Raw genomic sequence first — 23,180 nt, forward strand, 5'->3', positions numbered from 1 at the left:
CACCAAACCCTCTCGGGCAGTGTGACACTCACATAACCGGAAATTCGCGCGGACCCGGGCGCATGCGCGCCCACCGGGCGCGAATGGCCTCCCGGGTCGCCGGGCGCAGCCGGTACAGCAGGACGATGCCGAGCGCACAGCCCACGGTGATGCACAGGGCCACCACCCCGGGCGTGGCGTCGTGGCGCGGGTCGGTCGGCCGATACCACTGCGGGGAATAGGCGACGCGCTCGAAGTCCCTGCCCCACAAGGCAACTGCGGCCGACGGGATGTAGAGGACGGCGATGCCGGTCGGCGGCACGCTCGGAAACAATGGCGGCGCGGCGGCCAGGCAGTAGCCGCCCACGAAGGAGATGGCGGTGGCGCCGGCCACCGCGAGCGCCTGTCCATGGGCATTGCCGAGCGCGGTCGCGATCGCCAGCACCGCCAGGCCCGCCGTCAGCGCGGATCCGGCCAGCGGCAGCGGACGCCGGTGCCCGGCAGCCAGTCCCAGACCGACCGCGGCCACGATCAGCACGACGGCCCAGTCGGGGCGGGGCACGGTGACCGGGGTGCTGCCCGCGGCGGCGAAGCCCACCATCAGCAGCAACTGCATGCCGTCGCGGCCCGGCAGTGCCAGGGCGGCGGCGATCGCGGCCACCACGATGAGGACAACGCTGATCACCAGCACATGGGCGCGATGGCCGTCGCGCGCCAGCCACTCCGAGGTGAGCAGGATGACCGGAAACAGCAGCACCGCGGCCAGCAGGGGCCGCAGCGGAATCACATCCACGAGCTTGCGATCCGAGGCGGGCCGGGACCGGTTCCAGTACGCGCACAGTCCGGCCAGCACGATCAGCACCAGCAGCAGCGGCACCGACGGCGAATCGAGCAGGAATTCGTCCAGCGCCGAGGGCGATTCGTCCGGCGCGGGGGTGAAGTCGCCGACCACGATGCCGCTCATGGCCGCGAACAGAAAGACCGTCGCCGTGGTGCGCCGGCTCCAGGACAGCGTGCCGACAATGCCCATGAGCATGCCCGCCAGCGCCGAGTCGGTGTAGTTGAGCGTCGCCTGGGTGACGAAATCGCTGTCCCACAGCAGTTGATCGACGAGCAGCCCGATGGCGCCCACCGCGGTGACGGCCCACGCCAGTGCCACGCTCGTCATGACGGCGAATACGGCGGCCAGCACGGTGACGAAGGCCGCGGCCATGGTCGCGCGCGGCACGCTGAAGACCACCAGATCCAGCGACTGTGCCCCGACGCTCAGTTCGGGATCGACCGGCACCATGATGGTGAGCCCGGCCAGTCCCGCCGCCAGGCCCACCGCAACTGCCTCGATCGCTTCGCGCCGCCGCCTCCGGCCGCGCTCGCCCGCATCGGACACATCCGGCAATCTACATTTCCGCAGGCCATCCGTACCGCAGCCGCGCCGGAGCGGTCCGGCAGCGGCCTGTCAGCCCGGCAGCCGCAGCGGCCGGGAGGGCGGGAATCCGACGGGCAGCGCGGTCAGGGCCCGATGGAAAGGGCCCGGCCGCCACGCCAATTCCCGCACCGGCACCGCCAGCGCGATCTCGGGCAGCGCGTCGAGCAGCTGATCGATGGCCTCCTGCGCGATCAGATACGCCAGCGAGGAAGCCGGGCACACGTGCGGCCCGGCGCCCCACGCGAGGTGGGACCGATTGCCGCCGAACTGCCCGGCCCGGATCTCCGGATCGGTATTGCAGGCCGCCATGCTGATGACCACCGGCTGATGCGCCGGCAGCCACTGCTCGTCCACCAGCACGGGCTGGCGCGGGAAGCTGATGCAGAAATTCGCCATCGGCGGATCGTCGAAGAGCACCTCGTCGAGGGCCTCGCGGGTGGACAGGCTGCCGCCCAGCACGTTTCCGCCGAAGCGGTCGTCGGCCAGAATGAGCAGCAGGGTGTTGACGATCAGGTTCTGCTGCGGCTCGATGCCCGCGCCGTAGAGGGTGGCCAGCTGATGCACCATCTCGGTGTCGCTGAGCCCGGCCGGATGCCGCAGCATGCGGGTGGTGACGTCATTGTCGGGTTGGGCCCGCTTGTGCCGGGTCAGCTGGCCGAGCGCGTCCACGAGCAGCCTGTTGCCCTCCCCCGCGCCGACGCCCTCGAAGATGGCGCGCATGCCGTCGGCGGCCTGCGCGGCGATCTCCCGCGGGCAGCCGAGCAGGTGATTGAGCACCTGGAAGGCGAGCGGAAAAGCGTAGTCGCGCACCAGATCCGCCGATCCGGCCGCGCAGAACCCATTGATCAGCGAGACCGCGATGCGCTCGGTGGTGGCCTGCAACCCGAACCGGTCGATACCGGTCAGTCCGGCGGTATTGGTCTGCCGATAGCGCGCGTGCTCACTGCCCGCGCTGCGCAGGGCGTTGGGCCGCCACTGCATCATGGGCAGCACCGGGCAGTCGGCCGGCACGCCCTCCTGCCACACCCGCGGATCGGCCGGGAACCGTTCCGGATCATTGAAAATCCGTACCGCCGTGCGATATCCGAGCACCAGCGTGGCGGGGATCCCGGGCGCGAGCTCCACCGGCGCGAGGCTCCCGAACTTCGCCCGCATCTCGCGATACGCCTGATGCGGATCGGCCGCGAATTCGGGCGTGTACATGGGAACCCGGGCCATGCCGGTCGGCTCTGACATCGACAACTCCACGCGGTGAACAACATCCACCGCCGCCGAACACCGCACATCCCGGACGCGGAACGAAGTCACCCTACTGTCAAACCGCCGAATCCGTCGCGAATTGTCTGGAGATTTACCGATTCCGCAGGAGCCGCCCCATGCCTAGCGTTGGAATTCTCATTGACCCAGACAGATTGGGCGGCAAGTCAGTGCGGACTTTCCTCAGAGGTGCTGTCGCGTCGGCCGTGGCCGGTGTCGCGATACTCGCCGGAACACCGGCGGCCCAGGCCGATCCGCTCCCCGTGCCCTACGGCAATGGGGAGATGGCCCGGGTGGCGGTGACGGGCTGGGACGCCCCGGTGCCGGGCGCGAACGACTTCGGCTGCGTGCCCTCGGCCGAGCATCCGGAGCCGGTGGTCCTCACCGGCTCGACCTTCCTGTCGGCCGCGGTGAACTGGACCGCGCTCGCACCGTACCTGCACAATCTCGGATTCTGCGTCTACACCGTCGATTACGGCCGGGAGATCTATCGGATCCCACCGGGTCTCAATGGCATGGATCCGATCCCGCCGTCGGCGGCGCAGGTCGGGGCGGTGGTGGATCGGGTTCTCGCCGCTACGGGTGCGACACGTGTACACCTGGTCGGGCATTCGCAGGGCGGTGTCGTCAACCGGTACTACGTCAATCGATTGGGCGGCGCGGACAAGGTGTCGCGCATGGTGCTCATCTCCTCGCCCTACCGGCCCACCGGTCTCCCGGTCGACGTCACCGCCCTGGCCCGCGACATCATCCCCGCCGAGCTGTATCAGGCGATTCTCTACAACGGCCGGATCGCGCCCCTCTACCTGAATTTCATCGATCCCTGGGCATGGGGCGCGGTCCAGACCCTGCAACCGCACATCGAGTACACGCTGATCACCGATATCGCCGACGAGGTCGGCCTACTGGGCGGCATGGGCGCACCGGCGGATGCCGCCAATGCCACGACCCGCTACATCAACGACTTCTGCCCGTTCGATTTCTCCCAGCACTTCGCCCAGCCGTATTCGCGGACCGCAGTGGCGATGGTGGGCAATGCGCTGGACCCCGCGCACGCCGTCACACCACCCTGCACCTTCGTACCCGGATACACCCTCGGCTGACGGCTAGGCCATGTCGTGCACAACATCCGGGCGCACGGTGAAGCGGTAGTCGTCCAGTGGGAAGTGGCGGTTGGTCCAGTACATGTTCAGCTGGGTGGTGGCCCGGAAGGCGGGGCCGTCGCCCTGATAGTTGATGTAGTAGGTGCGGGACGCCTCGCAGCCTTGTTTGAACAGGTAGGTGTTCTTGTTGCGGGCGTACATGCGCTGGAAGTACGCGTCGTGCGGTTCCTGCTTGATCTCGGCGCGAGTCGCGCCGCGCCGCACGGCTTCTCCGATCACGCGGGCGGTGTGCGCGGCCGTCGCCTCGAGCAGCGGGATGACCGAGCCGGGGGCGTAGGCGTAGGGGCCGAAGGTGTGGAACAGGTTGGGGTATCCGGGCGTCGAGACGCCCTCGTAGGCTTGGAAGAGATTGCGGTCCCAGAACTCGCCCAGCTCGGCGCCGCCGAGGCCGTAGGCGGGGAACGGCGGTGTCGAATTCTTGCCCATGACCTCGAAACCGGTCGCGGTGATTACCATGTCGAAGTCGCGCTCCCGGCCGTCCGCGGTGGCGAGACCCTTCTCGGTGAACCGGTCCAGCGGTGTGGTGACCAGCTCGACGTTGGGCCGTGTGAAGGTCTTGAAGTACACATTGGAGATGGATGGGCGCTTACAGCCGAGCCGGTAGGTCGGGGTCAGGTCCCGGCGCAGCTGCCGGTCCCGTATTTGCGTGAACATGTAGGTCTGGAGCGCGATTTCGCCGGCGCCGAGCACGGCCGAGGTGAGCCTCGGATGGTCCGACAGCGCGAAACCCACGCCGAGGAACGCGTTGACGCCCACATTGCCGACCAGCCGCACGGCTCGCTGCACCAGCGGCAGATCGAGCACGCGGTTGAGGCCCTCCCCCATGGCGAAGTCGGGCTTGGGCGCCACCCAGATGGCGGTGCGCTGGAACACCGTCAGCTGTTCGGCCGCTGCGGCGATCTGCGGAATCACCTGCAGCGCAGTGGCTCCGGTGCCGATCACCGCGACCCGTCTGCCCCGGTAGTCGTAGGAGTGATCCCAGCGCGCGGTGTGCATGAGTTTGCCGGCGTAGTCGTCGATGCCGTCGATGGCTGGTGGTTTCGGATGTTCCAGCGCGCCAACGGCATTCACCAGGTGGCGGGTGGTGATGGTGGCACCGGAGTCGGTGACGATCCGCCACAGATCGCGGCTCTCGTCGAACACCGCTTCGCGCACGCCGCAACCGAGCATGAGCTTGTCGCGCAACCCCTGCCGGTCCACGACCTCCTCGGCGTAGCGCTGAATCTCGGTGCCGGGTGCGAAGAATCGCGACCATCGCGAGCGCGGCTGGAAGGAGAAGTTGTAGATCGGCGAGGGCACGTCCACCGCGACGCCGGGGTAGGTGTTGGCATTCCAGGTGCCGCCCACCCGATCCCAGCGGTCGAGGATGCGGAAGTTCTCGATGCCCGCCTCGCGCAGCGCGACACCGGTCGCGATGCCGCCGAATCCCGCGCCGACGATGAGCGCTTCGAGGTGCGGCCGGGAACCATTGGCGGAGTGGGTCTTCGAGGCCGGTTCGCTCATGCCGGAATCCTTGTCGCGTTCGCCGCACTGTCGGCCGTGTCGTACTGGTAGTCGTCGAGCGGGAACCTGCGGTTGCCGCGCCGGGCCTCGAAGAACCCGGAGGGCCGCACATAGGTGGTGTCGCCCTGCGAGTTCCGGTAGTAGGTCGGCACATGCCCGTTCAGCTCGGCCAGGTAGTAGCGCATGGATTCGCCCTGCCGGTAGATGCGCCGGTGGTAAGCGTCGGCGGCGTCCTTGCGGATCTCACAGGCCAGCGCGCCGCGCCGACGGGTCTCGGTGATGGCGCGCACCGCGTGGTCGGCGGTCATCTCCACGAAGGCATGCCAGCCCGAGCCCGTCCACGAGTAGGGGCCGACCAGGGTCCAGCGGTTGGGCAGGCCGTGCACCGACACGCTCTGGTACGCCTGCAAGCCTTCCTTGGTGTAGAACTCGGCGAGATCGAAACCGTTGCGCCCCACCACCGTTCCGGGCCGATAGGTCTCGGGGTCGGAGAACACCTCGTATCCGGTGGCGAGGATCAGCACGTCGAAGGGGTGACGCACCTTGTCGCGGGTGGTGATGCCGGTGCGGGTGATCTTCTCGATCGGCGTGGTCACCAGCGAGACATTGTCGCGGTTGTAGGACCTCAGGTAGCCGTTGGACATGGTGGGCCGCTTGGCGATCACGCCGAAGTCCGGGGTCAGCTGCGCGCGGGTCTCCGGATCGCGCACGACCCGGTCCAGATAGCGCCGGTAGGCCGCGATGCAGACCGCGTCGAATCGGTCCATGGCCGGGCGGGCGTACTTCATCGGCGCCTTCACCGCGACGCGCAGGGCCAGATCGATGACCACCAGCGCGCTGCCGTGCAGGCCCGCCTGCACACCCGGGACCTCCAGGATCCGCTGCACTGCGCGCGGGACCTCGAAATCGGGTTTCGGAATGGACCACACGGGGGTGCGCTGGAAGACGGTGAGCTGCCCGACCTCCGGCGCGATGGCCGGAATGATCTGCACCGCACTGGCTCCGGTGCCGATGATGCCGACGCTCTTGCCGCGCATGTCGTAGTCGTGATCCCAGTCGGCGGGCAGCTGGATCTTGCCGCGGAACGAAGCCTGGCCCGGGATGCCCACATCCGCCTTCGGCCGCACGAACGCGCCGACCGCACTGATCACGAAACGTGCTGTGACAGTGGATCCGTCACGCAGATGCAGGGTCCAGAAGCGGCCCGCGTCGTCGTATTCCTCGCGCTCGACCTCGGCGTGGAAGCGGACCTTGTGATAGATCCCGAAGCGCCGCGCCACATTCACGTGATAGCGCTTGACCTCCGCGCCGAGCGGGAACACCCGGCTCCAGTGCGCATTGCGGGCGAAGGAGTACTGGTAGGCGAGCGCCGGAATGTCCACGCCCAGACCGGGATAGTGGTTCTCGTGCCAGCTGCCGCCGACATCGCCGGAGCGTTCCAGGATCACCATATTGTCGATGCCGGCCTTGCGGAGTTTGATCCCGGCGGCGATGCCGCCCGGTCCGGCGCCGATCACGGCGACCTCGTACTGGGGTGTATTCGTTTCCGTCACAGCAGGACTCATTTCGCGAGGCGGGCGAGCAGCGGGCGCACTCGCTCGAGCAGATAGTCGGCGCGCTCGAAGGAGGCGATGTTCACCACGGTGCGGAACGCACTGGGCGACAGGCGGAACGCGCCGTAGGCGAACCACGACTCCGGATTCACCGGCACCACGGCCCAATTGCGGCGCACCGAGCGTTCGATCGCGCGGGCCACCTTGTCGGGCCCGGCGTAGGCCAGCGACTGCGCCATGGCGACGTCGGCGCGCCAGGCTTCCTGGCGGGCGCCGGTGAGTCCGGCGCGTTCACCGTGCTCCAGCAGGTCGGTGCGGATGGCGCCGGGGCAGATGGCGGTGACGCCGATCCCGTACTGCCGCAACTCCACTCGCAGCGCCTGGGAGGCCATGAGCACCGCCGACTTGACGACGCCGTAGGCGGGGATCAGCTTCAGCGGCAGATAGGCCGCGCCGGAGGACACGTTCACGATGTGGCCGCGAATGCCGTTGTCGATCATCTGCCGGGCGAACAGCCGGGACCCGTAGATCACGCTCATCAGATCGATGTCGACGAGCTTCTGCCATTGCGCCGCAGTGGTTTCCACGAAGCCGCCGGTGTCCATGACCCCGGCATTGTTGACCAGGACGTGCACGGGCCCGACCTCGGCGCGCACCCAGCGGCCGAGCTCGTCCCACTGCTTCTCGTCGGCCACGTCGAGCGGGTGGGCATACGCGGTCCCGCCGTCCGCGGTGATCTCGGCCGCGGCGGCTTCGGCGCCCGCGAGGTCGATATCGGCGAGCACCACCCGGTCACCCTTGCGGGCGAACAGTCGCGCTGTCTCCCTGCCGATTCCGGCTGCCGCGCCGGTGACGAGCACAGTTCTCATCGCGGACCTCCCAGTCCGAGGGCGGCCAGCACACGGGTGCCGCGATCGACGACGGCATCGGCGAGCGGCATGCCCACCAGGCCCATCAGGCCGCGGGCCAGTCCGGGTGAGAGCCGGTAGAGATACCAGCCGGCCCAGGCTTCGAGGCCGACCGGCAGGGTCGAGGGGTTCCAGCGCACCGAGCGTTCGATGGCGGCCGCCACCCGGTCCGGCGACCGGCCCAGAAAAGCCTGTCCCCGAGCCAGTTTCGCGCCCCATTCGGCGTCGGCGCGGTCGTCCGCGCCGCCGCGGGTGCCGTTGGCGGCCAGGTCGGTGCTGATCAGTCCGGGGCAGATGGCGGTGACGCCGATGCCCTTGCCGCCGAATTCCGCGCGCAGCGCCTGTGTTCCGAACCAGGCCCCCTGCTTGGCGACCACATACGAGGGCGCGAGCGGGGTCGGCATGAACGCGCCGACCGAGCACACGTTCGCGATGTGGCCGCGGGTGCCCGCATCGACCATGCGCTGCACGAAGATTCGCGAGCCCAGCAGCGGGCTGAGCATATTGATCGCGATCATGCGCTGCCAGTCGGCGTTCGACTGGTCCAGGAAGCCGCCCGCGATGAGGATGCCGGCATTGTTCACCACCACGTCGGGGACGCCGTATGCGTCGCAGACCCAGTCGGCGAAGGCTTCCCAGTCGTCGGCGTCGGCCACGTCGAGGCGGCGGAATACCGCACGGCCGCCGCTGTTCTCGATGAGGTCGACCGTCTCGGATCCGGTCTTGTCGTTGATGTCGGCCACGATCACCGTCGAGCCGCTGCGCGCGAATCGCCGGGCGGTGGCGCGCCCGATGCCGCTGCCCGCTCCGGTCACCACTGTCAGGGTCATGCCCGGGAACCCCCTCCGGGCCGAATCACGGTAGTTGTCTCAGTCATTGCTCGACTCCTTTGTCGCAATCAGCACAACTGACCCAGATGGTATGGGGTTTCAGATACTGTCGCAATCGGAAAATCGGCCAAGAAGAGGCCCGCCACCGATCGTGCGAGATCAGGGCGGGCGGTGGCGACGGTGATTGCGAGGTTCGGCGGCGGGGTCAGTCGCCCGAGTCGGTGTCCAGTTCGAGGTCGGCCACCCACATGCGGACGGTGCGCATCAGCATGGCCGCGGACTGCTCCTCGTCGACCACCCCGAGCGTATGCCCCAGTGCCAGACCGAGTCCCGTCGCGATGATCGCGTGCACGGCCTCGTCGCGCCGCTCGTCGGGCACCTGGAACGGCAGCGCACCGGCGAGGGCGATCCCGATCATGCTGCGCCCCATGTCGATATGCCCGTGCGAGATCGCCAGCTGATCGGGATCCTTGCGAATGGCCAGCGCGTACTCTGCGGCCAGGGCCACCAGACTCTGGTCCGCGGCCAGCTGTTTCCAGCCTTCGGCGATCAGGTCCAGTTTCTCGTCGAGCCGCCCGGAGGATTCGGCCATGGTGGCGACCAGGCCCGCGAAGATCCGCATGGCGCAGCGCAGCAGCACCTCGGCGCAGAGGTTCTCCTTGCTGGCGAAGTTGGAGTAGATCGCGCCCTGGGTGCGCCCGGCGGCCGCGGCGATCTTGGCCACCGTCGTGCCGTGCAGCCCGTGCTCGAGAAACAGTTCCTCGGCGGCGTCGAGCACCTCCTCGCGCGTGCGCTGCTGAGACTCCGCCCGGCTCACCGGCTTGCGGCCGTCCCGCATTCCACTCTCCTTCGCCGCCTGATCGGTCCGTTTCCGATTCTAGTGACCACCGCACGCCGCATTGCGATGCAATCCGGACCCGGTCATCGGAAGAACAACCACGCCGCCAATCCGAGCGCCCCGACCCCGACTCCGATCCGCATGACATCGGCGGGAATCAGCTTCGCCACCGGCGGGCCGGACCAGCCGCCGGCCAGGGCGCCCAGGGCCAGGGCCGCCGCGACGCCCCAGTGCACGGGCGCGAAGAAGGCGAAGCCGATGGCGGCGACCAGATTCGCGATCCCGAGGAAGAAGCTCTTGAGCACCGTCGCGCTGTGTATGCTCTCCGCCCGCGTGAGCAGGAGCAATGCCACGAACAGCACCCCACCGCCCGCACCGAAATACCCGACATAGATGGACACCGCGAAAAGCCCTACGACAGTGAAGATCCCGGCGTGCCGGTGATCGTGCAGCGCCAGAATCCGGGGTTGCAACAGCAATGCCACCCCGCCCAGCGCCACCAGAAACGGAACCACCGCGGCGAACACCGCATCCGACCCGATCAGCAGCAGTGCCGCACCCACTGCGCCGCCGACCGCCGAGAGCGCGATCCATTCGTACAGCTCCCGGCCTCGCCCCTTGATCTCCTCACCCGCCCGCGCCGTGGCCCCGACGCCGATGGCAATGAGCGACACGGTATTCGTCGCATTGGCCGCCACCGGTGACAATCCGAAGGCGAGCAGGGCCGGAAACGACACGATCGAGGCCATCCCGGTGACGAACCCGACCACCCCGGTCACATACCCGACCACCGCCAGGCCCACGAACTCCCACACAGACACCCGCGCAACGCTAGGCGACTCCCGAGCAACCCCGACATCTCGGGCACCGCTCCCCCGACCCCCGGCGCACTCGCCCGAGCGGACGCGCGCCCGACAAGGCCCCGATCAGGCTTCCGACCGGGGCTTCGTCACCACTCCTACGTGGCCGCGCCCACCAGCTCGGCCGACTCGCCGCGAAGAATCCCGTCGGCGGTACCCGCCGGCCACTCCATCACCGCGTCGAGCTTGGCCAGCACATCGGCCGCCGGCTGCTCCATCAGGCACCGCTCGATCTGGCTGATCGCCCCGGCCGACAGCTCGCCATTGCGCGCCACATCGGCCTGCGTCCAGCCCTTCTCCTTGCGCCGCGCCTTGACCTGCTCCGACAGGGCCTTGATATCCGGCGCTCCGGCCGCACGCACGACCGCCGCCTTCTTCGCCGCCGCGGGCTTGTCCGCAGCCGGCTCCGCGGCCGGCTGCTCCGCGACGGCCGACTTCGCCGCCTGCTCCGGCACAGCCGATTCCGCTGCGGCAACCGGCTTTTCGCTCGCCGCCGCAGCCTTGGACGCCGCCTTCTCCGGCCGCGTCTTCCCGGAGGTCATCAGTCCCTGTGTGATGAGCCGGGACCGCTTCCGCCTACCCATTTTTGCCATACACGCTCCTCGATCCGCATTCCCAGCCTTCGCTGAAGCTCCGGAAAGGTTGCCACAGGTTCGCGGGTTTTCCCGCCCACTACGGTGTGTCGGCGTGCCACGCGCGGCGTTTCCCTGGTGGATAGACCGTTTCGGACCACCTGGTCGAATTCATTGCGACCCACGCCACACCTGTGTCATAGTCGGGCAATCGTGAGACTGGGCGGTTTCACATTTGCGAGACAGGGGGACCTCGATGACGAGGCAATCCGGGCACCCTGGGCCTGGCCGCGGCCATCGCGCAGAACCGGGATCCGAACTCCCCGCTGTTCGGCCGAGTCGACCTGTCCCGCACCGTCTTCGCCGGGCACTCCGGCGGCGGCCAGGCGTCCCTGCAGGCGGGCACGATCCTCCCGCCGATCGCGGCGGCGATCGATCCGCAGCTGCGGATCGCCGGGGTGCTGGCCATCGCGCCGGGCCCGCTCGCGGTGGGCGCGCTCATCAACGTGCCCACCTTCTATCTGACCGGCTACAGCGACTACGTCGTCCCCGACTTCGCCTGGGTGCGCTGGTGGCAGTACAACCTTCAGTTCAACGCACCGGCGTGGATCGCGAACGCCCGTGGCGTCACCCATTTCTCACCACTGGACGGCAGCGACGCCTACCGGGCGTCCGGCGCGGCCCTGGCATGGCTGAAGTACCTCGCGTTCGGCGACGAGACCGCCAGCGCGTACTTCGTCGGCCCGGAATGGCAACTGCCGCAGGACAAAGCCTTCTTCAGCGTGCACCGGAACACGCTCGCAGACAATCTCCGGTGAATCCCGTCATGCCTTCGGGCAGAAAGATATTCATGATGCAGACCCGCCGCGCCGCGTGGCTCGCCGCGCTCGCCACCCTTCTCACCGCCGCGCCGCTGGTCGTTCCCGCGGCATCGGCCGAAACCGCCGGCGTCAGCTGCGCCGAGCCCGTGCCTGGGCAGCCGCTGCCGCGCGCGAATCCCGAAGACGTGCAGCTGGATTCGGCAGCCTTGAACGATGCGCTCGATTTCGGTGCGCGCACGGGCGGTGTCGCGCTGCAGGTCTACCGGCACGGCTGCCTCGTCGGCGACCGCACCCCGACCGGCAACCTCCCGATGCCGCTGGCGAGCGCCACCAAGGGCGTCGCGGCCACGGTGGTCGGCCGCGCCATCACCCTCGGATACTTCGGGCTCGACGATCCGCTCGGGAAGTTCTTCCCGCAGGCCGATGCCGCCCATGCCGAACTGACCGTGCGCCAAGTCCTCACGCAGACAACAGGATTGCATTTCAGCTGGCCCGCCGATATCGCCGGCCTCTACACCGATTCGGTGCTGCAGACCCTGGCCGAACCCGCCGACTACGCCCCGGGCACCACCTACCAGTACGCGCAGAACGTCATCGCGGTCCTGTCGAAGATCATCGAACTGTCGACCGGCAGCGACTTCCAGGACTTCGCGCAACGAGAGTTGTTCGCCCCCTTGGGAATCGACCGCGACAACTGGATCTGGCTGCGTGACCGCAGCGGCAATACCGCCGTCAATGGCGGCCTGGCCATGCGCCCGGACGATCTGGCCAAGCTCGGCCGCCTCATGCTCCAGCAGGGGCAGTGGGGCGACTCCTGGTTGCTGGACCCCGACTACATCCGCCAGGCCACGACCGGCACCACCGCCAACCCCGGCTACGGCTTTCTGACCTGGCTCAACTCCGGCGACACCTACCTGGGCACCGAATTCCCCACCGCGATCACCCATCCGCACCCGCAATTCCCGGGATCGCCGCGCGATATGTACGCCTTCCAAGGGGCACTGGGCCAGTTCATGACTGTCGTGCCCAGCCGGGACATGGTCATCATTCGCATGGGCATCCCCCTGCGCATCGATCCGACCAACCCCGCCGCCATCCTCAGCGGCGCCGGGAATCCCGACAACAAGGAGCTCTACCACCGCATCACCGCCGCCGTGACCGACCTCCCCGCCGAACCCTACGTGGACCCCTACACCCTGCCCAGCTCACCCGCACCGGTTCGCAGCCTCGACGATCTCGCCAAACTCGTCGACCCCGTCAACACCGCCACCATCCTGTTGGGCGTCGGCCCCTACGCCTCCACCGCCTGCAATATCCTGTGGTGCAACGGAAAACCCGTCCCCGTAGACGTGTTCCGCCTCATCCTCGATATCGGCGCCCAAGCCGCGAACGCCCTGCTCGCCCTGGGCAACACGCCACGCTGAAACCGATGGATTCACCGGCCCCGCCGCGGGTATTCGCCTCCGAGAAAGGAGGCTCCCATGCCTTTCACCTTCCGCAAAAGCTTCAAGATCTTCCCCGGCGTCCGCCTCAATATCAACCGCGGCTCCCTGTCCATCACCACCGGCGGCCGCAACGGCCCCCGTCACACCACCAGCACCACCGGCCGCGAAACCACCTCCATGAACCTCCCCGGCCCCTTCGGCTGGCGCCGCACCCGCCACCGCAAACGTTGAATTCCCGCCTCACCCACCCATTTCGATCGCGGTCTCATGCACCGAGTGCCACAGATATCCGCCACCCTCACCGACCAGCACAGCCGTCACCCGCCGCCCGTGCACACCGGCCGCACTCCGGTGCACTTCACGAAACCGAACCACCACGGTCCCACCCACCCGATTCAACACATCGACCTCGTCGACTTCGATCCGCAACCCCGGCACCGCATTCCGAGCCTCGCGCAGCGCAAGCAACAACGCCTCCCGCGAAACCACCGTCCCCTCAACCCCCACCATCGTGAACTCCGAATGCTGCGCCCCAGCAAACCGTTCCCACACCTCCTCCCCCGCCGCACTCCCCAACCACGCCGCCAGATCCTCATGCAGATCCCGCACCGCGCCAACAACATCCATCCCGCCGACCACCTCGTCCCACGCCACCCCGAAATCCTACGACCCCGAACGCCGGACAGATGATCAGCGGACCGAACAGTCGAATCGATCGCCGCCAACCCGACGAGCGATCGATTCACGACGCGACGACCGGCGATCGGTGGGTGGGCCACCGATCGCCGGTCGTGATTGTGGATTTGTCAGCGTAAGAGCGAGGCGCGCAGGTCGGTGATGGCGGCGCGGCGCTCGTAGGCGATCCAGGCGAAGATCGCGGTGAGGGCCAGGGGGAAGATCGCCATGCCGGGCTTGTCGGCGATGAAGGCCTGGGTGCCGGCGGCGAGGAGGGTGAGGACGGACAGGCCGGCGGCGGCGAGCGCGGTGAGGCGGGGCACCATCAGGCCGATACCGCCTGCGACCTCCGCGACGCCGATGAAGATGAGCAGGGCCATGGGGATCGACAGGTTTTCGGGCGGGTTCTTCATCAGGATGTGCGGGATGACGAGCTTGGGGCCGCCCGAGGCGATGATGAAGAACAGGCCGAGCACGATCTGCAAGGTCCACAGGACACGGTTGCGCGTCTTGCCGGGGCGGTCGGTGACGTCGGTGGAGAGGGCGGCGGCGGTGGGGTTGATGGTGGTCATCTCAGGTCCTTCTGGTCGGTCGCGCCGGGTTGGTAGCGCGTTCAGCAGATAGGACGGGACACCGAAGCAAGACTCATCGCTGTCCACGAAAAATTCTTCCGAAGTCGAGAGATTCCGTACCGGGCCTGGGTTTCCAGTCGCTCGACCGGCACAGGCACTGATCGGCCGCAAGTACGGGGCGGTGGACGTCGGCAGGGTCGAGGCCGAACCCGGCCCGGCCCCCCGCTGACTCCGCCATCTCGATCAGGAAACCCTGCGGCGCAAGAGATTCCGGGTGGCCGTCGGATCGTGGATCATGGGTGGTCCGGGTTCGAACCAAATGTCCAGCATGTGGAGAGTTCGCCATGACGGTTGCCGACGATCAGGAATTATGGTGTCCGCTGGGGAGTTCGGTGCATCCGATGCGGGAGGTCATCGAGGCGGAGAGTGCGGGGTGGCTGGATGGGCACGGGGTGGTGCCGGGGGATCGGCGGGCGGGGTTCTGGGCGGGAGCGCCGGGGGCGTTGGGGTCTTATACGTATCCGCGGGGGACGCGGGAGGGGACGCAGCTGGCCAGTGATTTCATTTCTTGGCTGTTTGCTTTCGATGATTTGTACTGCGATGGGAATCGGATCGGGGGTGATCCGGTGGAGTTCAGTGGGGTGATCGGGGAGATCGTGCAGGTGTTGGAGGAGCCGGGGGCGGCGGGGGCGGGTGAGCTGCCGGTGGCGCGGGCGCTGCGGGATCTGTATGGCCGGGTGGCTGGGATGGCGTCGCCGGTGCAGCGGCGGCGGTGGGCCGATGACACCGAGAAGTATCTGCTCACGAAATTGTGGGAGGCGGGGCGGCGGCGGGCGGGGTCGCTGCCGCCGCTGGAGTCCTATGTGCATTTGCGCAGGCTCGGCGGGGCCAATGTCGCCTGTCTCATGTTGACCGATGTGAGCCTCGGGTGCGAGGTTCCGGCCGAGGTGCTGTGCGGGCCGCAGATGAGCGAATTGGTCAAGGCCGCAGCGGATCTCGCCGATCTCGACAATGATCTGCTGTCTTATGCCCGGGAGAGCGGGCCCGATGAGGAGTTCCCGATCAATGGGGTGACGGCGGCGGCCCAGCACGGCGCGGGCGATACCGCCGCGGCCGTCGCCCGCGTGCAGCGGTTCCGGAATGCCCGGATGCGGACGCTGCTGGAGTTGTCCGCGCACTTCGCCGAGCCCGCGGACAGCCCGGCCGCCGACTTCAGCCGCGGCGTGTGCGACTGGGTCAGCGGTCACATCGACTGGATCATGCAGTCCGGCCGCTATTCTCGGCTGCCGCTCGACTGACTCGCATGCGCAGCTGTCGCGGCTGGAGGGTCGAGGAGCGCGTGGGGCGGCTGTCGTTGCCGGGCACGGTCCGCAGCCGCCAGCGGCCGATGATGGTGGCCAGTGTCAGCGTCATCTCGGTCCTGGCGAAGGTTTCGCCGATGCATTTGCGGGCTCCGCCGGCGAAGGCCAGGAAGTCGGCGCGCGCAGGCGATTTCGCGGTGTCCGCCCACCGGCCGGGATCGAAGCGCTCGGGTTCGGGATACAGGTCCGCGCGATGCTGAATGGTGAAGGCGCTGTACATGACCGTGGTGCCGGCGGCGAGTCGATGACCCCCGAGTTCGGTGTCCTCGCTGACCGCGCGGGTGACGAACCAGACCGGTGGACGCAGGCGCAGCGCCTCGGTGATCACGTGGCCCGTCCACGGCAGATCGGGCAGATCCTGATACCTGGCAGCCCGCCCGCCCAGCACCGGCTCGACCTCGGCCCGCAGCCGATCCGCCACGGCGGGATGCTGATCGAGCAGGCACAGCGCCCACGCCAGTGCGGTGCCGGTGGTTTCGGTGCCCGCGACGAAGAATGTGATCACCTGATCGCTGATCTCGAGGTCGCTGAGCCCTCCCCCATCTTCATCCTGTGCGGCGATCAGCGCCGAGAGCAGATCGCCGTGATCGACGCCCTCCGCGCGCCGCGCCGCGATGATCTCGGCCAGCGCGGAGCGCACATTGCCGATCGCCCGCTCGTAGGCGCGATTGCCCGGCGTCGGCACCCGCAGCAGCGGGGCGGGCATGAGCGTGCGCAGCATCAGCGCACGCACCACGTGATCCACATCGGCCAGCAGCGCGCGCAGAACCTGCTGCGGCACAGCATGACTGAACAGGGTCGCGGCGGTCACCGCCGAGGCGAGCGCATGCATCTGCTCTTTCATGTCGACCACCTGGCCGTCTCGCCAGGCGCCGGTGATCGCGTCGATCCGGCGGGTCATGATGGCCGCGTAGTCGGCGGTTCGCGCCGGATGGAACGCCGGTTGCGCCAGCCGCCTATGCCGCCGGTGCATCGAGTACGGGCAGGTGACCAGCCCGTCGCCGAGCATTTCCCGGACCCGATCGAGCAGCGGCCCGCCCTTGTCGAAGACCCGATCGTGCCGCAGCAATTCCTGCGTCAGCCGTGGATCGCACACCGCCACCGCCGGCACCGGACCGAGCCCGACCCGCACGAGATCACCGTGGGCGGGAAGGGAATTCAGAAACCGCAGCGGATCGCGCAGCAGCGAGACCATATGTCCGAGCAGCGGCAGCCGATACGGTGCGGCGGCGATCGGCGACGGGACGGTCACGACGATCCGACGTCGAAACAGCCTGCCGCAGTGCCGGAGATGAACGAGCTCCACTGTGCGGACGAGAAGACCAACGAGGGTCCGGCAGGGTTCTTGGAATCCCGCACACCGACGGCTTCACCGATGAGCCACGCGATTTCGACACACTCCGAACCACCCTGGCTGTACGAGCTCTTGAACCATGCGATGTCGGCGTGCTCGGGGCTCACAGTTGATACTCCTTTGCGACCTGCCGCAGCAGGGCCCGGGTCTCGAGCGGATTCAGCGACGACCGGTGCAGCGCCGCCGATACCGAACGATAGCGTTCGACGTCGGATTCCTTCTGCAAGTATAGATTTGCGGTGATCACGCTCTCGATGTACACGACGGTGGGTTCCACCGGCCTGCCCTTGCCGTCGATCCCGAAATCCAGGACGACGAACGGGCCGGGCAGCATGCCCATCGGGATGCCGGCGGCGAAGGGCAGCACTCGCACTTCGACATTCGGCCACGTGCTCGCATCGGCCAAGTGCCGCAACTGATTCGCCATGATCTTCGGGCTGCCGACCGCGCGCCGCAGCGCGGATTCGTGCAGCACCACATCCAGCACGACCGGCGCGGTCTTGCGTTTGACGATCGTCTGCCGCTTCATGCGCAGAGCGACGCGCCGTTCGACGTCCTCCGGCGATTCCTCGACGAAATAGTTGCGCATCATCGTGCGGGCGTAGTCCGGGGTTTGCAGCAGGCCCGGGACCAGTTCCTGGTACGAAACCAGTTGTTGCGCAACCGCTTCCAACCCGACATAGTCATCGAAATTGTCCGGCAGGATATCGCTGTAATCCTGGTACCAGGTCTTCACCGCCGCCTGCTCGGCCAGGCGAACAGCGGCCGCCGTCTCCTCGGGCGACCGTTCATAGATCTCGCACAGGTGCTTGATGATACGAACCCGCACCTTGTCGGCCGCGCCCTTCTCCAGCCGATGCAATGACGTCGTACCGATCTCGACGATCTTGGCCGCCTGCACCAATGTGAGACCGACCTCGTCACGACTCTGGCGAAGGAACCGTCCGAGCTGCCGCCGGGGCAGAGTGCTGTCTTCGTCGACCATCGCTGCTACCCCTTGGTAAGCCGAAAGGATCGAACCACCACGTGCATGACAAGTCTGACAGCGTTTTCGGAAACGCATCTGGCGAAATGGAAAACATTCCACGGCATTCCACAATCGGCCGAAGACCGCGCCACAGTGCGAGAAGGTTCCCCCATGCCCGAATCACGCAACGCTCCAGCGACATTCGAGGACGCGTCGACGTCCCTCGGTGAGTTACCCGATATAGAGATGCGTGTCCTGCAAGAGGTCATCGATGAGGTGGACGCCCGCATCGAGGCCATGGAGGCCGAGGGCCGCGTGCTCGCCGTACCTCGATCGAAGGTGCTCGCGACGGTCATCTACGCCGTGATGGCCAGCGCCCGCAGCACCGGAAGCTACGGCTCGGCAAGCCTGGCGAGCGCCCCGCTCCTCGATGTCATCCTCGACGGAGCGGAAGGATCGACTTGGGACACAGCGGTTTTCACCGCCCTGCTGGGTTCGGTCGCGCTGGACTAGCGGCCCGCGAATTCCGCGACGAGTTCCCCGGCACGGTGGACCACCATCCCCGGCAGGCGCCCGACCGAGATCGCCGACGCCTCGGAGCAGCGTGCGCCCCTCAGTGTTCGGTGGGCACCACGGTCCGGCCGTTCACCGGCTGTGTCGGCCGGTTGTCCGCGCCGAACAGTGTCCGGAATCGCGCCGCCTCGTCGATGCCGACCGGCATCGGGGTCCGCAGCACCGTCCAGGCGACGCCTTCGGAGCACGGTGGCGTGGTCAGCGATCCTTCATATTGGTATTGCCCCAGATCCTTCGGCAGGTAGTCGCGTAGATCGATGGGTCCCGGCACCGTCCGCGTGCCGTCGATCCGATCCGGCCCGCCGATCAGCACCGGACGGAATATGGACGCACCGGCGGTCTCCTGCAACAGCACCCCCAGCACCGCGAGACCGCCCTGCGCGTTCTTGTGCACCAGATGCAGTTCCATACTGGTCTGCTGCCCGTCGACGGTGTGCTCACTGGGTAGGTGAAAGTGGTACTGCGCCAGCTCGAACGGCACTCCCCCGATGACCAGCCGATTTCCGGTGCCGGCGGCCACGGCGGCCTGCAGCGTGTGCCCATTGTTGACGACGTCGACCGAGTGCAGCGGCGCCGCGTACTCGATGGTTATGTCATCCCCACTGAACTCCGGATGTCCGGGCAGATCGATCGGTGACTGCGCCTGTCCGGTGTCGCAGACGCCGTAGGCCGGATCGAGTTCACCCCAGTGTTCCGGCCCTTCGGCCCCCAGATATCCCCACAAATGGTGCGAATCAGACACCGGCACCGGCGAATTCGCGGAACGGGTGCCGACCGCGGCTGCCATCACCGCGAGCACGGTGAGACCGAAAGTCCTGCGCCCCATTGTCATTGAGGAAACGTCATGTCCTTTGATAATCGACACTCTAGAACGCCATGTTCCTCAGGTCGATGGCATCGGCGCCACTGTGACGAAGACCGCCCCGCACGCCCGCGACGAAAACGGACATGTTGCGCAGATCTCGAAACCTCCGATTGCGGATTTCGGAACGGAATGCGCGGTATAGCATTTCGCTCTGTTCAGTAGTGCGAGGTGGGGAGGTGTATTGGGCACCGATCAGACGCTGTTGCATCGCTTCGTCCTGACTCAGCTCGAGCAGGCCGGGCTCGATCGGAACCGGCTCATCCGGGAATGCGGCGTGCCCGAATGGACGCTGTCCGGCGACGGGGTGCATGTCCCCAGTGAGAGCTTCGGGCGCCTGTGGGAGCTCGGCGGACAGTGGCTGGACGATCCGGACGTGGCCCTGCGCGTCGCAAGTCGCTACGAGCTCAGGGCGACTCGGCTCTACGACTACCTGTTCGTCAGCGCGCCGACCGTCGGCGCGGGGCTGGCGACCTGCGGTCCGTACGTCACCGCGGTCACCACCAACCACCGCTTCGATCTGGTCGACGGCACAGGCGGGCCCATGCTGACCCTCGACATGGTCGACGGCGACGGCAAGGCCCGCGACCACACACAATTGTGGGGATTGACCGCGGTGCTGACCCGGGCCCGCCGTGTGGTCGACGCGCCATTGAATCCGACCGTGGTCACGCTGCGCCAGCGCGCACCCCGCCGCCTCGACGCCTTCCGCGAGGTCTTCGGCGAGGCCCGCCTGGAATTCGGGGCGGATATGGACGCGTTGACGTTTCGCCCCAGCGATATGGAACTTCCGCTCACCACAGCCGATCCGGCGCTGGCCGCGGTGTTGCGCCCGCTGGCCGAGGCGCTGCCGCCGCCCCCGCCGCTGTCGGAGGCGTGGCCGCAGCGGGTCGCCGTCGCGATCGCCGAGGCGCTCGAGGCCGGTGACGTGTCACTGGAGCGGGTGGCGCAGCGCCTGGCCACCAGTCCCCGAACCCTGCAGCGCCGCTTGGCCGATGCGGGCACGACCTGGCGACGCGAACTCGACCGGGCCCGCCACGCGCGCCTGAGCGCGGCGGTGGCCACCGGCCCGCTCAGCCGGAATCGTCAGGCCCATCTGCTCGGCTACGCCGATGCCACCTCGATGCGCCGCGCGACCCTGCGCTGGGCCGTGGCGACGCACACCCATCGCCTGGCGACCACCGATCTAGATCTTTAGGTGGCTGGCAGCAATCTGCCAGAACAGCGACTGCTCCATGCCTGCCAGATCCCAGCTCTCGGCGATCGCGCGGGAGGTGGCGACAATGCCGGTGACATCGAAATCGTCCCGCGTCGCCGTGCCTTTGGCCTCCAAGGCCGTGATCACGTAGGCGACAGCGGTCTCGCGAGTGTGAGGCACAGCATCTCCAATCACGTTCGACAGGGCACGATGAATCGCGAATCAGGTTGTCGCATAAGTGCTGTTTCCAGTCTGGCCGCAAGCGGCGTACCCGCACAGCGCGGAACGCGACAACTTCCGGCAAACGCGCCACCCGGCCGTGACATGTCCCACCGGTTTGGACCGCCGAGTCCCGGGTAGGCGGCGAAGGGGAGACGACAGCAGACGACCGGAGGTTGATCCACCATGCCCAAAACCGAAGAGAGCGGCACCATCACAGGCACCAAGGACAAGGACTACAACCTGCTCTGGTTCATCCAGAGCTCCCTGGAGAACGCCCTGCGCTTGGAAACCTACATCCAGGACGCCGAACGCGATGGCGACACCCAGCTGGCCGAGTTCTTCCGCAAGGCCCAGAGTGAAAGCCGCAAGGGCGGCAGACTGGGCAAAGAACTGTTAGCCGGCCGCCTGGCCAGCTCCGACATCTGAACCGGCAGAGGAAGGGCCGGTCCGTCTGCGGACGGACCGGCCCTTCCTCTGGTGCGGCGCCCACGATCACGCCGAAAGATGATCCAACGAACGATAGAACTCACGTTTGCTCAACTGCCGCTCGGCAATCCGCTCCACCAGCAGCGGTATGAATTCCCGAACCCGATGCCCCTCGAATTCGCGATGAATCCCACGGACTTCCGCACCGACAACCCCAGCAGTCAGATGGGGGAACTTGCCGGCCAGCCGAGTGACGAGCTCGCTGATCTGCTGCTCCTCGTCGGGTACCGTCATGCCTTCGTCTCGCCTCCCTGTATCGATGTCCGAGTTTCCCGAACCTCGGACCGCGCCCTCGAGTCTCATATCATCGCGCAAACTTTTCGACTTCGAATCCCTTTCTGGCACAACACGTCCGAGCGATGGCACCCCGGGTTATCGACAAGAACAAACGTGTGCGGCGAATGAAATTGCAATTGCAACAGCGGCATTCGTCCCCGCCGTGCGCGGCGGTGGTTCAGCGCTGCGATTTCAGTGCGTCGATGTCGACGGTCACATTGCTGCCGGTACCGGTCACGACCACCTGCCCATTCTGGAAGTCCAGCCCGGTCGGTACGACTCCGAAGGGCAGCAACCCGGCCACGTCGAGCAGCACCAGCGGCCGGCTCGCATCGAACCGAACGGTCGTCACCAGCCGATCGACCTCGACCCGGTGCAGCTCACGTTTGCTGATGTCGGAGAACGGGATCGACGCCCCGTACAGGTTGGCCTCCACATCCACGAAGCCGAACTCCTCGGTGCCGACCCCCTTCGCCCGCACCTCGATATTGTCGTACTTCCCCCCGGCCACCTGCGTCAGGAACGGAAACCCCCGGATCTCGACCTCCGGATCCGAACCCAGATTCGCCGTATTCCGCATCGCCTCCGCGGCAGCGTTGTCGGCGTAGGCGCCGGCCCCGAAATCCGCGGCCGCCCCGAGCCCGACGAGCACGACGAGCACCACAAGCAAAGTTCGCATGGCTACAGGATGCTAGTGCGGCGGTGCGCGCGAACCACATTCGCGTGCTGCGCATTCCATGAGGGGTCCGCGCCTTCCCGCTCGGTCGAATCCTGCTGCGTCCGACCGCAGCCGCTTGATACCGTCGGCTGCATGCCGGGCGTCGCGGAAGCTGAGCTGCTCGCACGACTGCGAGCCGGCGACGAGACCGCGTTCGCGGCCGTTCTCGACCGCTGGTCGGACGGAATGCTGTGGCTGGCACGCGATTTCGTCTCGACGAACGAATCCGCGGCCGAGGTGGTGCAGGACACCTGGCTGGCGGTGATCGAGGGCATCGACGGCTTCGAAGGCCGGTCGTCGTTGCAGACCTGGGTCTTCCGCATCCTGGTCAACCTCGCGAAGCGTCGCGGTCTCGCCGAACACCGGTCGCTGCCGTTCAGCAGCGTGCTGCCCGCGGACGACGATTCGGGGCCGACGGTCGACCCGAGCCGGTTCCAGCGCTCGGACGAGCCCTACCCGCATCATTGGCGGTCAATGCCCGCGCCCTGGCCCGCACCGGAACAGGCGCTGCTGGACAGCGAACTGGGCGCGCGCATCTCCGCCGCGCTCGACGAATTGCCCAGGCGGCAGCGCATAGTCGTCGGGCTGCGGGATCTGCACGGCTACACCGCCGCGGAGGTGTGTTCGATACTGGAGATCACGCCCGCCAACCAGCGGGTGCTGCTGCATCGCGCCAGGGCGGCCCTGCGCGGCAGGATCGAGGAGTACCTCGCCACCGACATGCCATCAGATGACACGGAAGGGCAGCCCGCGCCGTGACC

The 23,180-nt window shown here is 67.5% G+C and carries 27 protein-coding genes; 9 read left to right on the forward strand and 18 right to left on the reverse strand.

Annotated elements, in window-relative coordinates:
* Positions 1–28: 28 nt before the first annotated feature.
* A complete protein-coding gene (locus H0264_RS28540; RefSeq protein ID WP_181580412.1) occupies positions 29–1,366 on the reverse strand; it encodes a hypothetical protein in 1,338 nt (445 codons plus the stop codon).
* A gap of 69 nt (positions 1,367–1,435) precedes the next feature.
* Positions 1,436–2,641 (reverse strand): cytochrome P450, encoded by a 1,206-nt coding sequence (locus tag H0264_RS28545; RefSeq protein ID WP_181580413.1) that lies wholly within the window; start codon positions 2,639–2,641, stop codon positions 1,436–1,438.
* Between the two features lie 227 nt (positions 2,642–2,868).
* Here H0264_RS28545 and H0264_RS28550 point away from each other — a divergent pair, with 227 nt between their 5' ends.
* Entirely contained in the window at positions 2,869–3,765 is an 897-nt protein-coding gene (locus tag H0264_RS28550) for an esterase/lipase family protein (RefSeq protein WP_181580414.1), read from the forward strand.
* A gap of 3 nt (positions 3,766–3,768) precedes the next feature.
* Here the strand turns inward: H0264_RS28550 and H0264_RS28555 are convergent, their stop codons facing one another.
* From H0264_RS28555 to H0264_RS28585, 7 genes are all read right to left on the reverse strand, one after another.
* On the reverse strand, positions 3,769–5,328 hold the full coding sequence (locus H0264_RS28555; RefSeq protein WP_181580415.1) for a flavin-containing monooxygenase: 1,560 nt from the start codon (positions 5,326–5,328) through the stop codon (positions 3,769–3,771).
* Entirely contained in the window at positions 5,325–6,881 is a 1,557-nt protein-coding gene (locus H0264_RS28560; RefSeq protein WP_244975973.1) for a flavin-containing monooxygenase, read from the reverse strand. The genes H0264_RS28555 and H0264_RS28560 overlap by 4 nt, the downstream gene beginning before the upstream one ends.
* A gap of 8 nt (positions 6,882–6,889) precedes the next feature.
* On the reverse strand, positions 6,890–7,750 hold the full coding sequence (locus H0264_RS28565) for an SDR family NAD(P)-dependent oxidoreductase (protein WP_181580417.1): 861 nt from the start codon (positions 7,748–7,750) through the stop codon (positions 6,890–6,892).
* Positions 7,747–8,619, reverse strand: coding sequence for an SDR family NAD(P)-dependent oxidoreductase (locus H0264_RS28570; RefSeq protein ID WP_181580418.1), 873 nt, complete (start codon positions 8,617–8,619; stop codon positions 7,747–7,749). Before H0264_RS28570 ends, H0264_RS28565 begins: the two co-directional genes overlap by 4 nt.
* Before the next feature lie 205 nt (positions 8,620–8,824).
* Entirely contained in the window at positions 8,825–9,457 is a 633-nt protein-coding gene (locus H0264_RS28575; protein ID WP_181580419.1) for a TetR/AcrR family transcriptional regulator, read from the reverse strand.
* 83 nt (positions 9,458–9,540) lie between these two features.
* Positions 9,541–10,278: a sulfite exporter TauE/SafE family protein gene (locus H0264_RS28580; RefSeq protein WP_181580420.1), complete on the reverse strand. Its 738-nt coding sequence runs from the start codon at positions 10,276–10,278 to the stop codon at positions 9,541–9,543.
* A 137-nt stretch (positions 10,279–10,415) separates the two neighbouring features.
* A complete protein-coding gene (locus tag H0264_RS28585) occupies positions 10,416–10,859 on the reverse strand; it encodes a helix-turn-helix domain-containing protein (RefSeq protein WP_181580421.1) in 444 nt (147 codons plus the stop codon).
* A gap of 326 nt (positions 10,860–11,185) precedes the next feature.
* Between H0264_RS28585 and H0264_RS28590 the strand changes: the two genes are divergently transcribed.
* Genes H0264_RS28590 through H0264_RS28600 form a run of 3 tightly spaced genes read left to right on the forward strand, consistent with a single transcriptional unit; the run spans position 11,186 to position 13,386 of the window.
* Positions 11,186–11,707, forward strand: a complete 522-nt coding sequence (locus H0264_RS28590) for an alpha/beta hydrolase (protein WP_476703698.1) — start codon at positions 11,186–11,188, stop codon at positions 11,705–11,707.
* Positions 11,708–11,739: 32 nt separating this feature from the next.
* A complete protein-coding gene (locus H0264_RS28595; RefSeq protein ID WP_181580423.1) occupies positions 11,740–13,134 on the forward strand; it encodes a serine hydrolase domain-containing protein in 1,395 nt (464 codons plus the stop codon).
* Between the two features lie 57 nt (positions 13,135–13,191).
* Positions 13,192–13,386 carry a DUF4236 domain-containing protein gene (locus tag H0264_RS28600; protein ID WP_181580424.1) on the forward strand — a complete coding sequence of 65 codons (195 nt, stop codon included), beginning with the start codon at positions 13,192–13,194 and terminating at the stop codon, positions 13,384–13,386.
* Positions 13,387–13,395: 9 nt separating this feature from the next.
* On the opposite strand, the gene H0264_RS28605 is transcribed toward H0264_RS28600, so the two are convergent.
* The gene (locus H0264_RS28605; protein ID WP_181580425.1) at positions 13,396–13,809 is read right to left on the reverse strand and encodes a DUF4440 domain-containing protein; all 414 of its coding nucleotides are present in this window, start codon (positions 13,807–13,809) and stop codon (positions 13,396–13,398) included.
* 152 nt (positions 13,810–13,961) lie between these two features.
* Complete coding sequence (locus H0264_RS28610) at positions 13,962–14,402, reverse strand: DoxX family protein (RefSeq protein WP_181580426.1); 441 nt, start codon at positions 14,400–14,402, stop codon at positions 13,962–13,964.
* Positions 14,403–14,746: 344 nt separating this feature from the next.
* Between H0264_RS28610 and H0264_RS28615 the strand changes: the two genes are divergently transcribed.
* Positions 14,747–15,700, forward strand: a complete 954-nt coding sequence (locus H0264_RS28615; RefSeq protein WP_181580427.1) for a terpene synthase family protein — start codon at positions 14,747–14,749, stop codon at positions 15,698–15,700.
* Here the strand turns inward: H0264_RS28615 and H0264_RS28620 are convergent.
* Genes H0264_RS28620 through H0264_RS28630 form a run of 3 tightly spaced genes read right to left on the reverse strand, consistent with a single transcriptional unit; the run spans position 15,660 to position 18,102 of the window.
* The gene (locus H0264_RS28620; protein WP_244975974.1) at positions 15,660–17,015 is read right to left on the reverse strand and encodes a cytochrome P450; all 1,356 of its coding nucleotides are present in this window, start codon (positions 17,013–17,015) and stop codon (positions 15,660–15,662) included. The two genes, H0264_RS28615 and H0264_RS28620, sit on opposite strands and share 41 nt — an antisense overlap.
* Complete coding sequence (locus H0264_RS28625) at positions 17,012–17,224, reverse strand: DUF397 domain-containing protein (RefSeq protein ID WP_181580428.1); 213 nt, start codon at positions 17,222–17,224, stop codon at positions 17,012–17,014. The genes H0264_RS28620 and H0264_RS28625 overlap by 4 nt, the downstream gene beginning before the upstream one ends.
* Positions 17,221–18,102 (reverse strand): helix-turn-helix domain-containing protein, encoded by an 882-nt coding sequence (locus H0264_RS28630; protein ID WP_181580429.1) that lies wholly within the window; start codon positions 18,100–18,102, stop codon positions 17,221–17,223. Before H0264_RS28630 ends, H0264_RS28625 begins: the two co-directional genes overlap by 4 nt.
* A gap of 228 nt (positions 18,103–18,330) precedes the next feature.
* On the opposite strand from H0264_RS28630, the gene H0264_RS28635 reads away from it, so the two are divergent.
* On the forward strand, positions 18,331–18,597 hold the full coding sequence (locus H0264_RS28635) for a hypothetical protein (protein ID WP_181580430.1): 267 nt from the start codon (positions 18,331–18,333) through the stop codon (positions 18,595–18,597).
* A 100-nt stretch (positions 18,598–18,697) separates the two neighbouring features.
* On the opposite strand, the gene H0264_RS28640 is transcribed toward H0264_RS28635, so the two are convergent.
* A complete protein-coding gene (locus H0264_RS28640; protein WP_220139857.1) occupies positions 18,698–19,489 on the reverse strand; it encodes a carbonic anhydrase in 792 nt (263 codons plus the stop codon).
* Between the two features lie 214 nt (positions 19,490–19,703).
* Between H0264_RS28640 and H0264_RS28645 the strand changes: the two genes are divergently transcribed.
* Entirely contained in the window at positions 19,704–20,717 is a 1,014-nt protein-coding gene (locus H0264_RS28645; protein ID WP_181580432.1) for an AraC family transcriptional regulator ligand-binding domain-containing protein, read from the forward strand.
* On the opposite strand, the gene H0264_RS28650 is transcribed toward H0264_RS28645, so the two are convergent.
* Positions 20,706–20,897: a hypothetical protein gene (locus H0264_RS28650; RefSeq protein WP_181580433.1), complete on the reverse strand. Its 192-nt coding sequence runs from the start codon at positions 20,895–20,897 to the stop codon at positions 20,706–20,708. The genes H0264_RS28645 and H0264_RS28650 overlap by 12 nt on opposite strands.
* A gap of 225 nt (positions 20,898–21,122) precedes the next feature.
* On the opposite strand from H0264_RS28650, the gene H0264_RS28655 reads away from it, so the two are divergent.
* Positions 21,123–21,365: a hypothetical protein gene (locus tag H0264_RS28655; protein ID WP_181580434.1), complete on the forward strand. Its 243-nt coding sequence runs from the start codon at positions 21,123–21,125 to the stop codon at positions 21,363–21,365.
* Between the two features lie 66 nt (positions 21,366–21,431).
* Here H0264_RS28655 and H0264_RS28660 read toward each other — a convergent pair whose 3' ends face one another.
* Both H0264_RS28660 and H0264_RS28665 read right to left on the reverse strand, forming a co-directional pair.
* A complete protein-coding gene (locus H0264_RS28660; RefSeq protein ID WP_181580435.1) occupies positions 21,432–21,659 on the reverse strand; it encodes a three-helix bundle dimerization domain-containing protein in 228 nt (75 codons plus the stop codon).
* A gap of 220 nt (positions 21,660–21,879) precedes the next feature.
* Positions 21,880–22,380 carry an LmeA family phospholipid-binding protein gene (locus tag H0264_RS28665; RefSeq protein ID WP_181580436.1) on the reverse strand — a complete coding sequence of 167 codons (501 nt, stop codon included), beginning with the start codon at positions 22,378–22,380 and terminating at the stop codon, positions 21,880–21,882.
* A gap of 132 nt (positions 22,381–22,512) precedes the next feature.
* Here H0264_RS28665 and H0264_RS28670 point away from each other — a divergent pair, with 132 nt between their 5' ends.
* On the forward strand, positions 22,513–23,178 hold the full coding sequence (locus H0264_RS28670; protein WP_181580437.1) for an RNA polymerase sigma factor: 666 nt from the start codon (positions 22,513–22,515) through the stop codon (positions 23,176–23,178).
* Positions 23,179–23,180 lie beyond the last annotated feature (2 nt).

The organism is Nocardia huaxiensis (assembly GCF_013744875.1).
In the GTDB taxonomy this organism is placed as follows: domain Bacteria; phylum Actinomycetota; class Actinomycetes; order Mycobacteriales; family Mycobacteriaceae; genus Nocardia; species Nocardia huaxiensis.

Bases quoted from the DNA above. Each gene is read 5' to 3' on its own strand.
- H0264_RS28545 (WP_181580413.1), bottom strand. From the start codon at position 2,641: ATGTCAGAGCCGACCGGCATGGCCCGGGTTCCCATGTACACGCCCGAA.
- H0264_RS28555 (WP_181580415.1), bottom strand. From the start codon at position 5,328: ATGAGCGAACCGGCCTCGAAGACCCACTCCGCCAATGGTTCCCGGCCG.
- H0264_RS28565 (WP_181580417.1), bottom strand. From the start codon at position 7,750: ATGAGAACTGTGCTCGTCACCGGCGCGGCAGCCGGAATCGGCAGGGAG.
- H0264_RS28570 (WP_181580418.1), bottom strand. From the start codon at position 8,619: ATGACCCTGACAGTGGTGACCGGAGCGGGCAGCGGCATCGGGCGCGCC.
- H0264_RS28575 (WP_181580419.1), bottom strand. From the start codon at position 9,457: ATGCGGGACGGCCGCAAGCCGGTGAGCCGGGCGGAGTCTCAGCAGCGC.
- H0264_RS28585 (WP_181580421.1), bottom strand. From the start codon at position 10,859: ATGACCTCCGGGAAGACGCGGCCGGAGAAGGCGGCGTCCAAGGCTGCG.
- H0264_RS28595 (WP_181580423.1), top strand. From the start codon at position 11,740: ATGATGCAGACCCGCCGCGCCGCGTGGCTCGCCGCGCTCGCCACCCTT.
- H0264_RS28600 (WP_181580424.1), top strand. From the start codon at position 13,192: ATGCCTTTCACCTTCCGCAAAAGCTTCAAGATCTTCCCCGGCGTCCGC.
- H0264_RS28610 (WP_181580426.1), bottom strand. From the start codon at position 14,402: ATGACCACCATCAACCCCACCGCCGCCGCCCTCTCCACCGACGTCACC.
- H0264_RS28615 (WP_181580427.1), top strand. From the start codon at position 14,747: ATGACGGTTGCCGACGATCAGGAATTATGGTGTCCGCTGGGGAGTTCG.
- H0264_RS28630 (WP_181580429.1), bottom strand. From the start codon at position 18,102: ATGGTCGACGAAGACAGCACTCTGCCCCGGCGGCAGCTCGGACGGTTC.
- H0264_RS28635 (WP_181580430.1), top strand. From the start codon at position 18,331: ATGCGTGTCCTGCAAGAGGTCATCGATGAGGTGGACGCCCGCATCGAG.
- H0264_RS28640 (WP_220139857.1), bottom strand. From the start codon at position 19,489: ATGACAATGGGGCGCAGGACTTTCGGTCTCACCGTGCTCGCGGTGATG.
- H0264_RS28655 (WP_181580434.1), top strand. From the start codon at position 21,123: ATGCCCAAAACCGAAGAGAGCGGCACCATCACAGGCACCAAGGACAAG.
- H0264_RS28660 (WP_181580435.1), bottom strand. From the start codon at position 21,659: ATGACGGTACCCGACGAGGAGCAGCAGATCAGCGAGCTCGTCACTCGG.
- H0264_RS28665 (WP_181580436.1), bottom strand. From the start codon at position 22,380: ATGCGAACTTTGCTTGTGGTGCTCGTCGTGCTCGTCGGGCTCGGGGCG.
- H0264_RS28670 (WP_181580437.1), top strand. From the start codon at position 22,513: ATGCCGGGCGTCGCGGAAGCTGAGCTGCTCGCACGACTGCGAGCCGGC.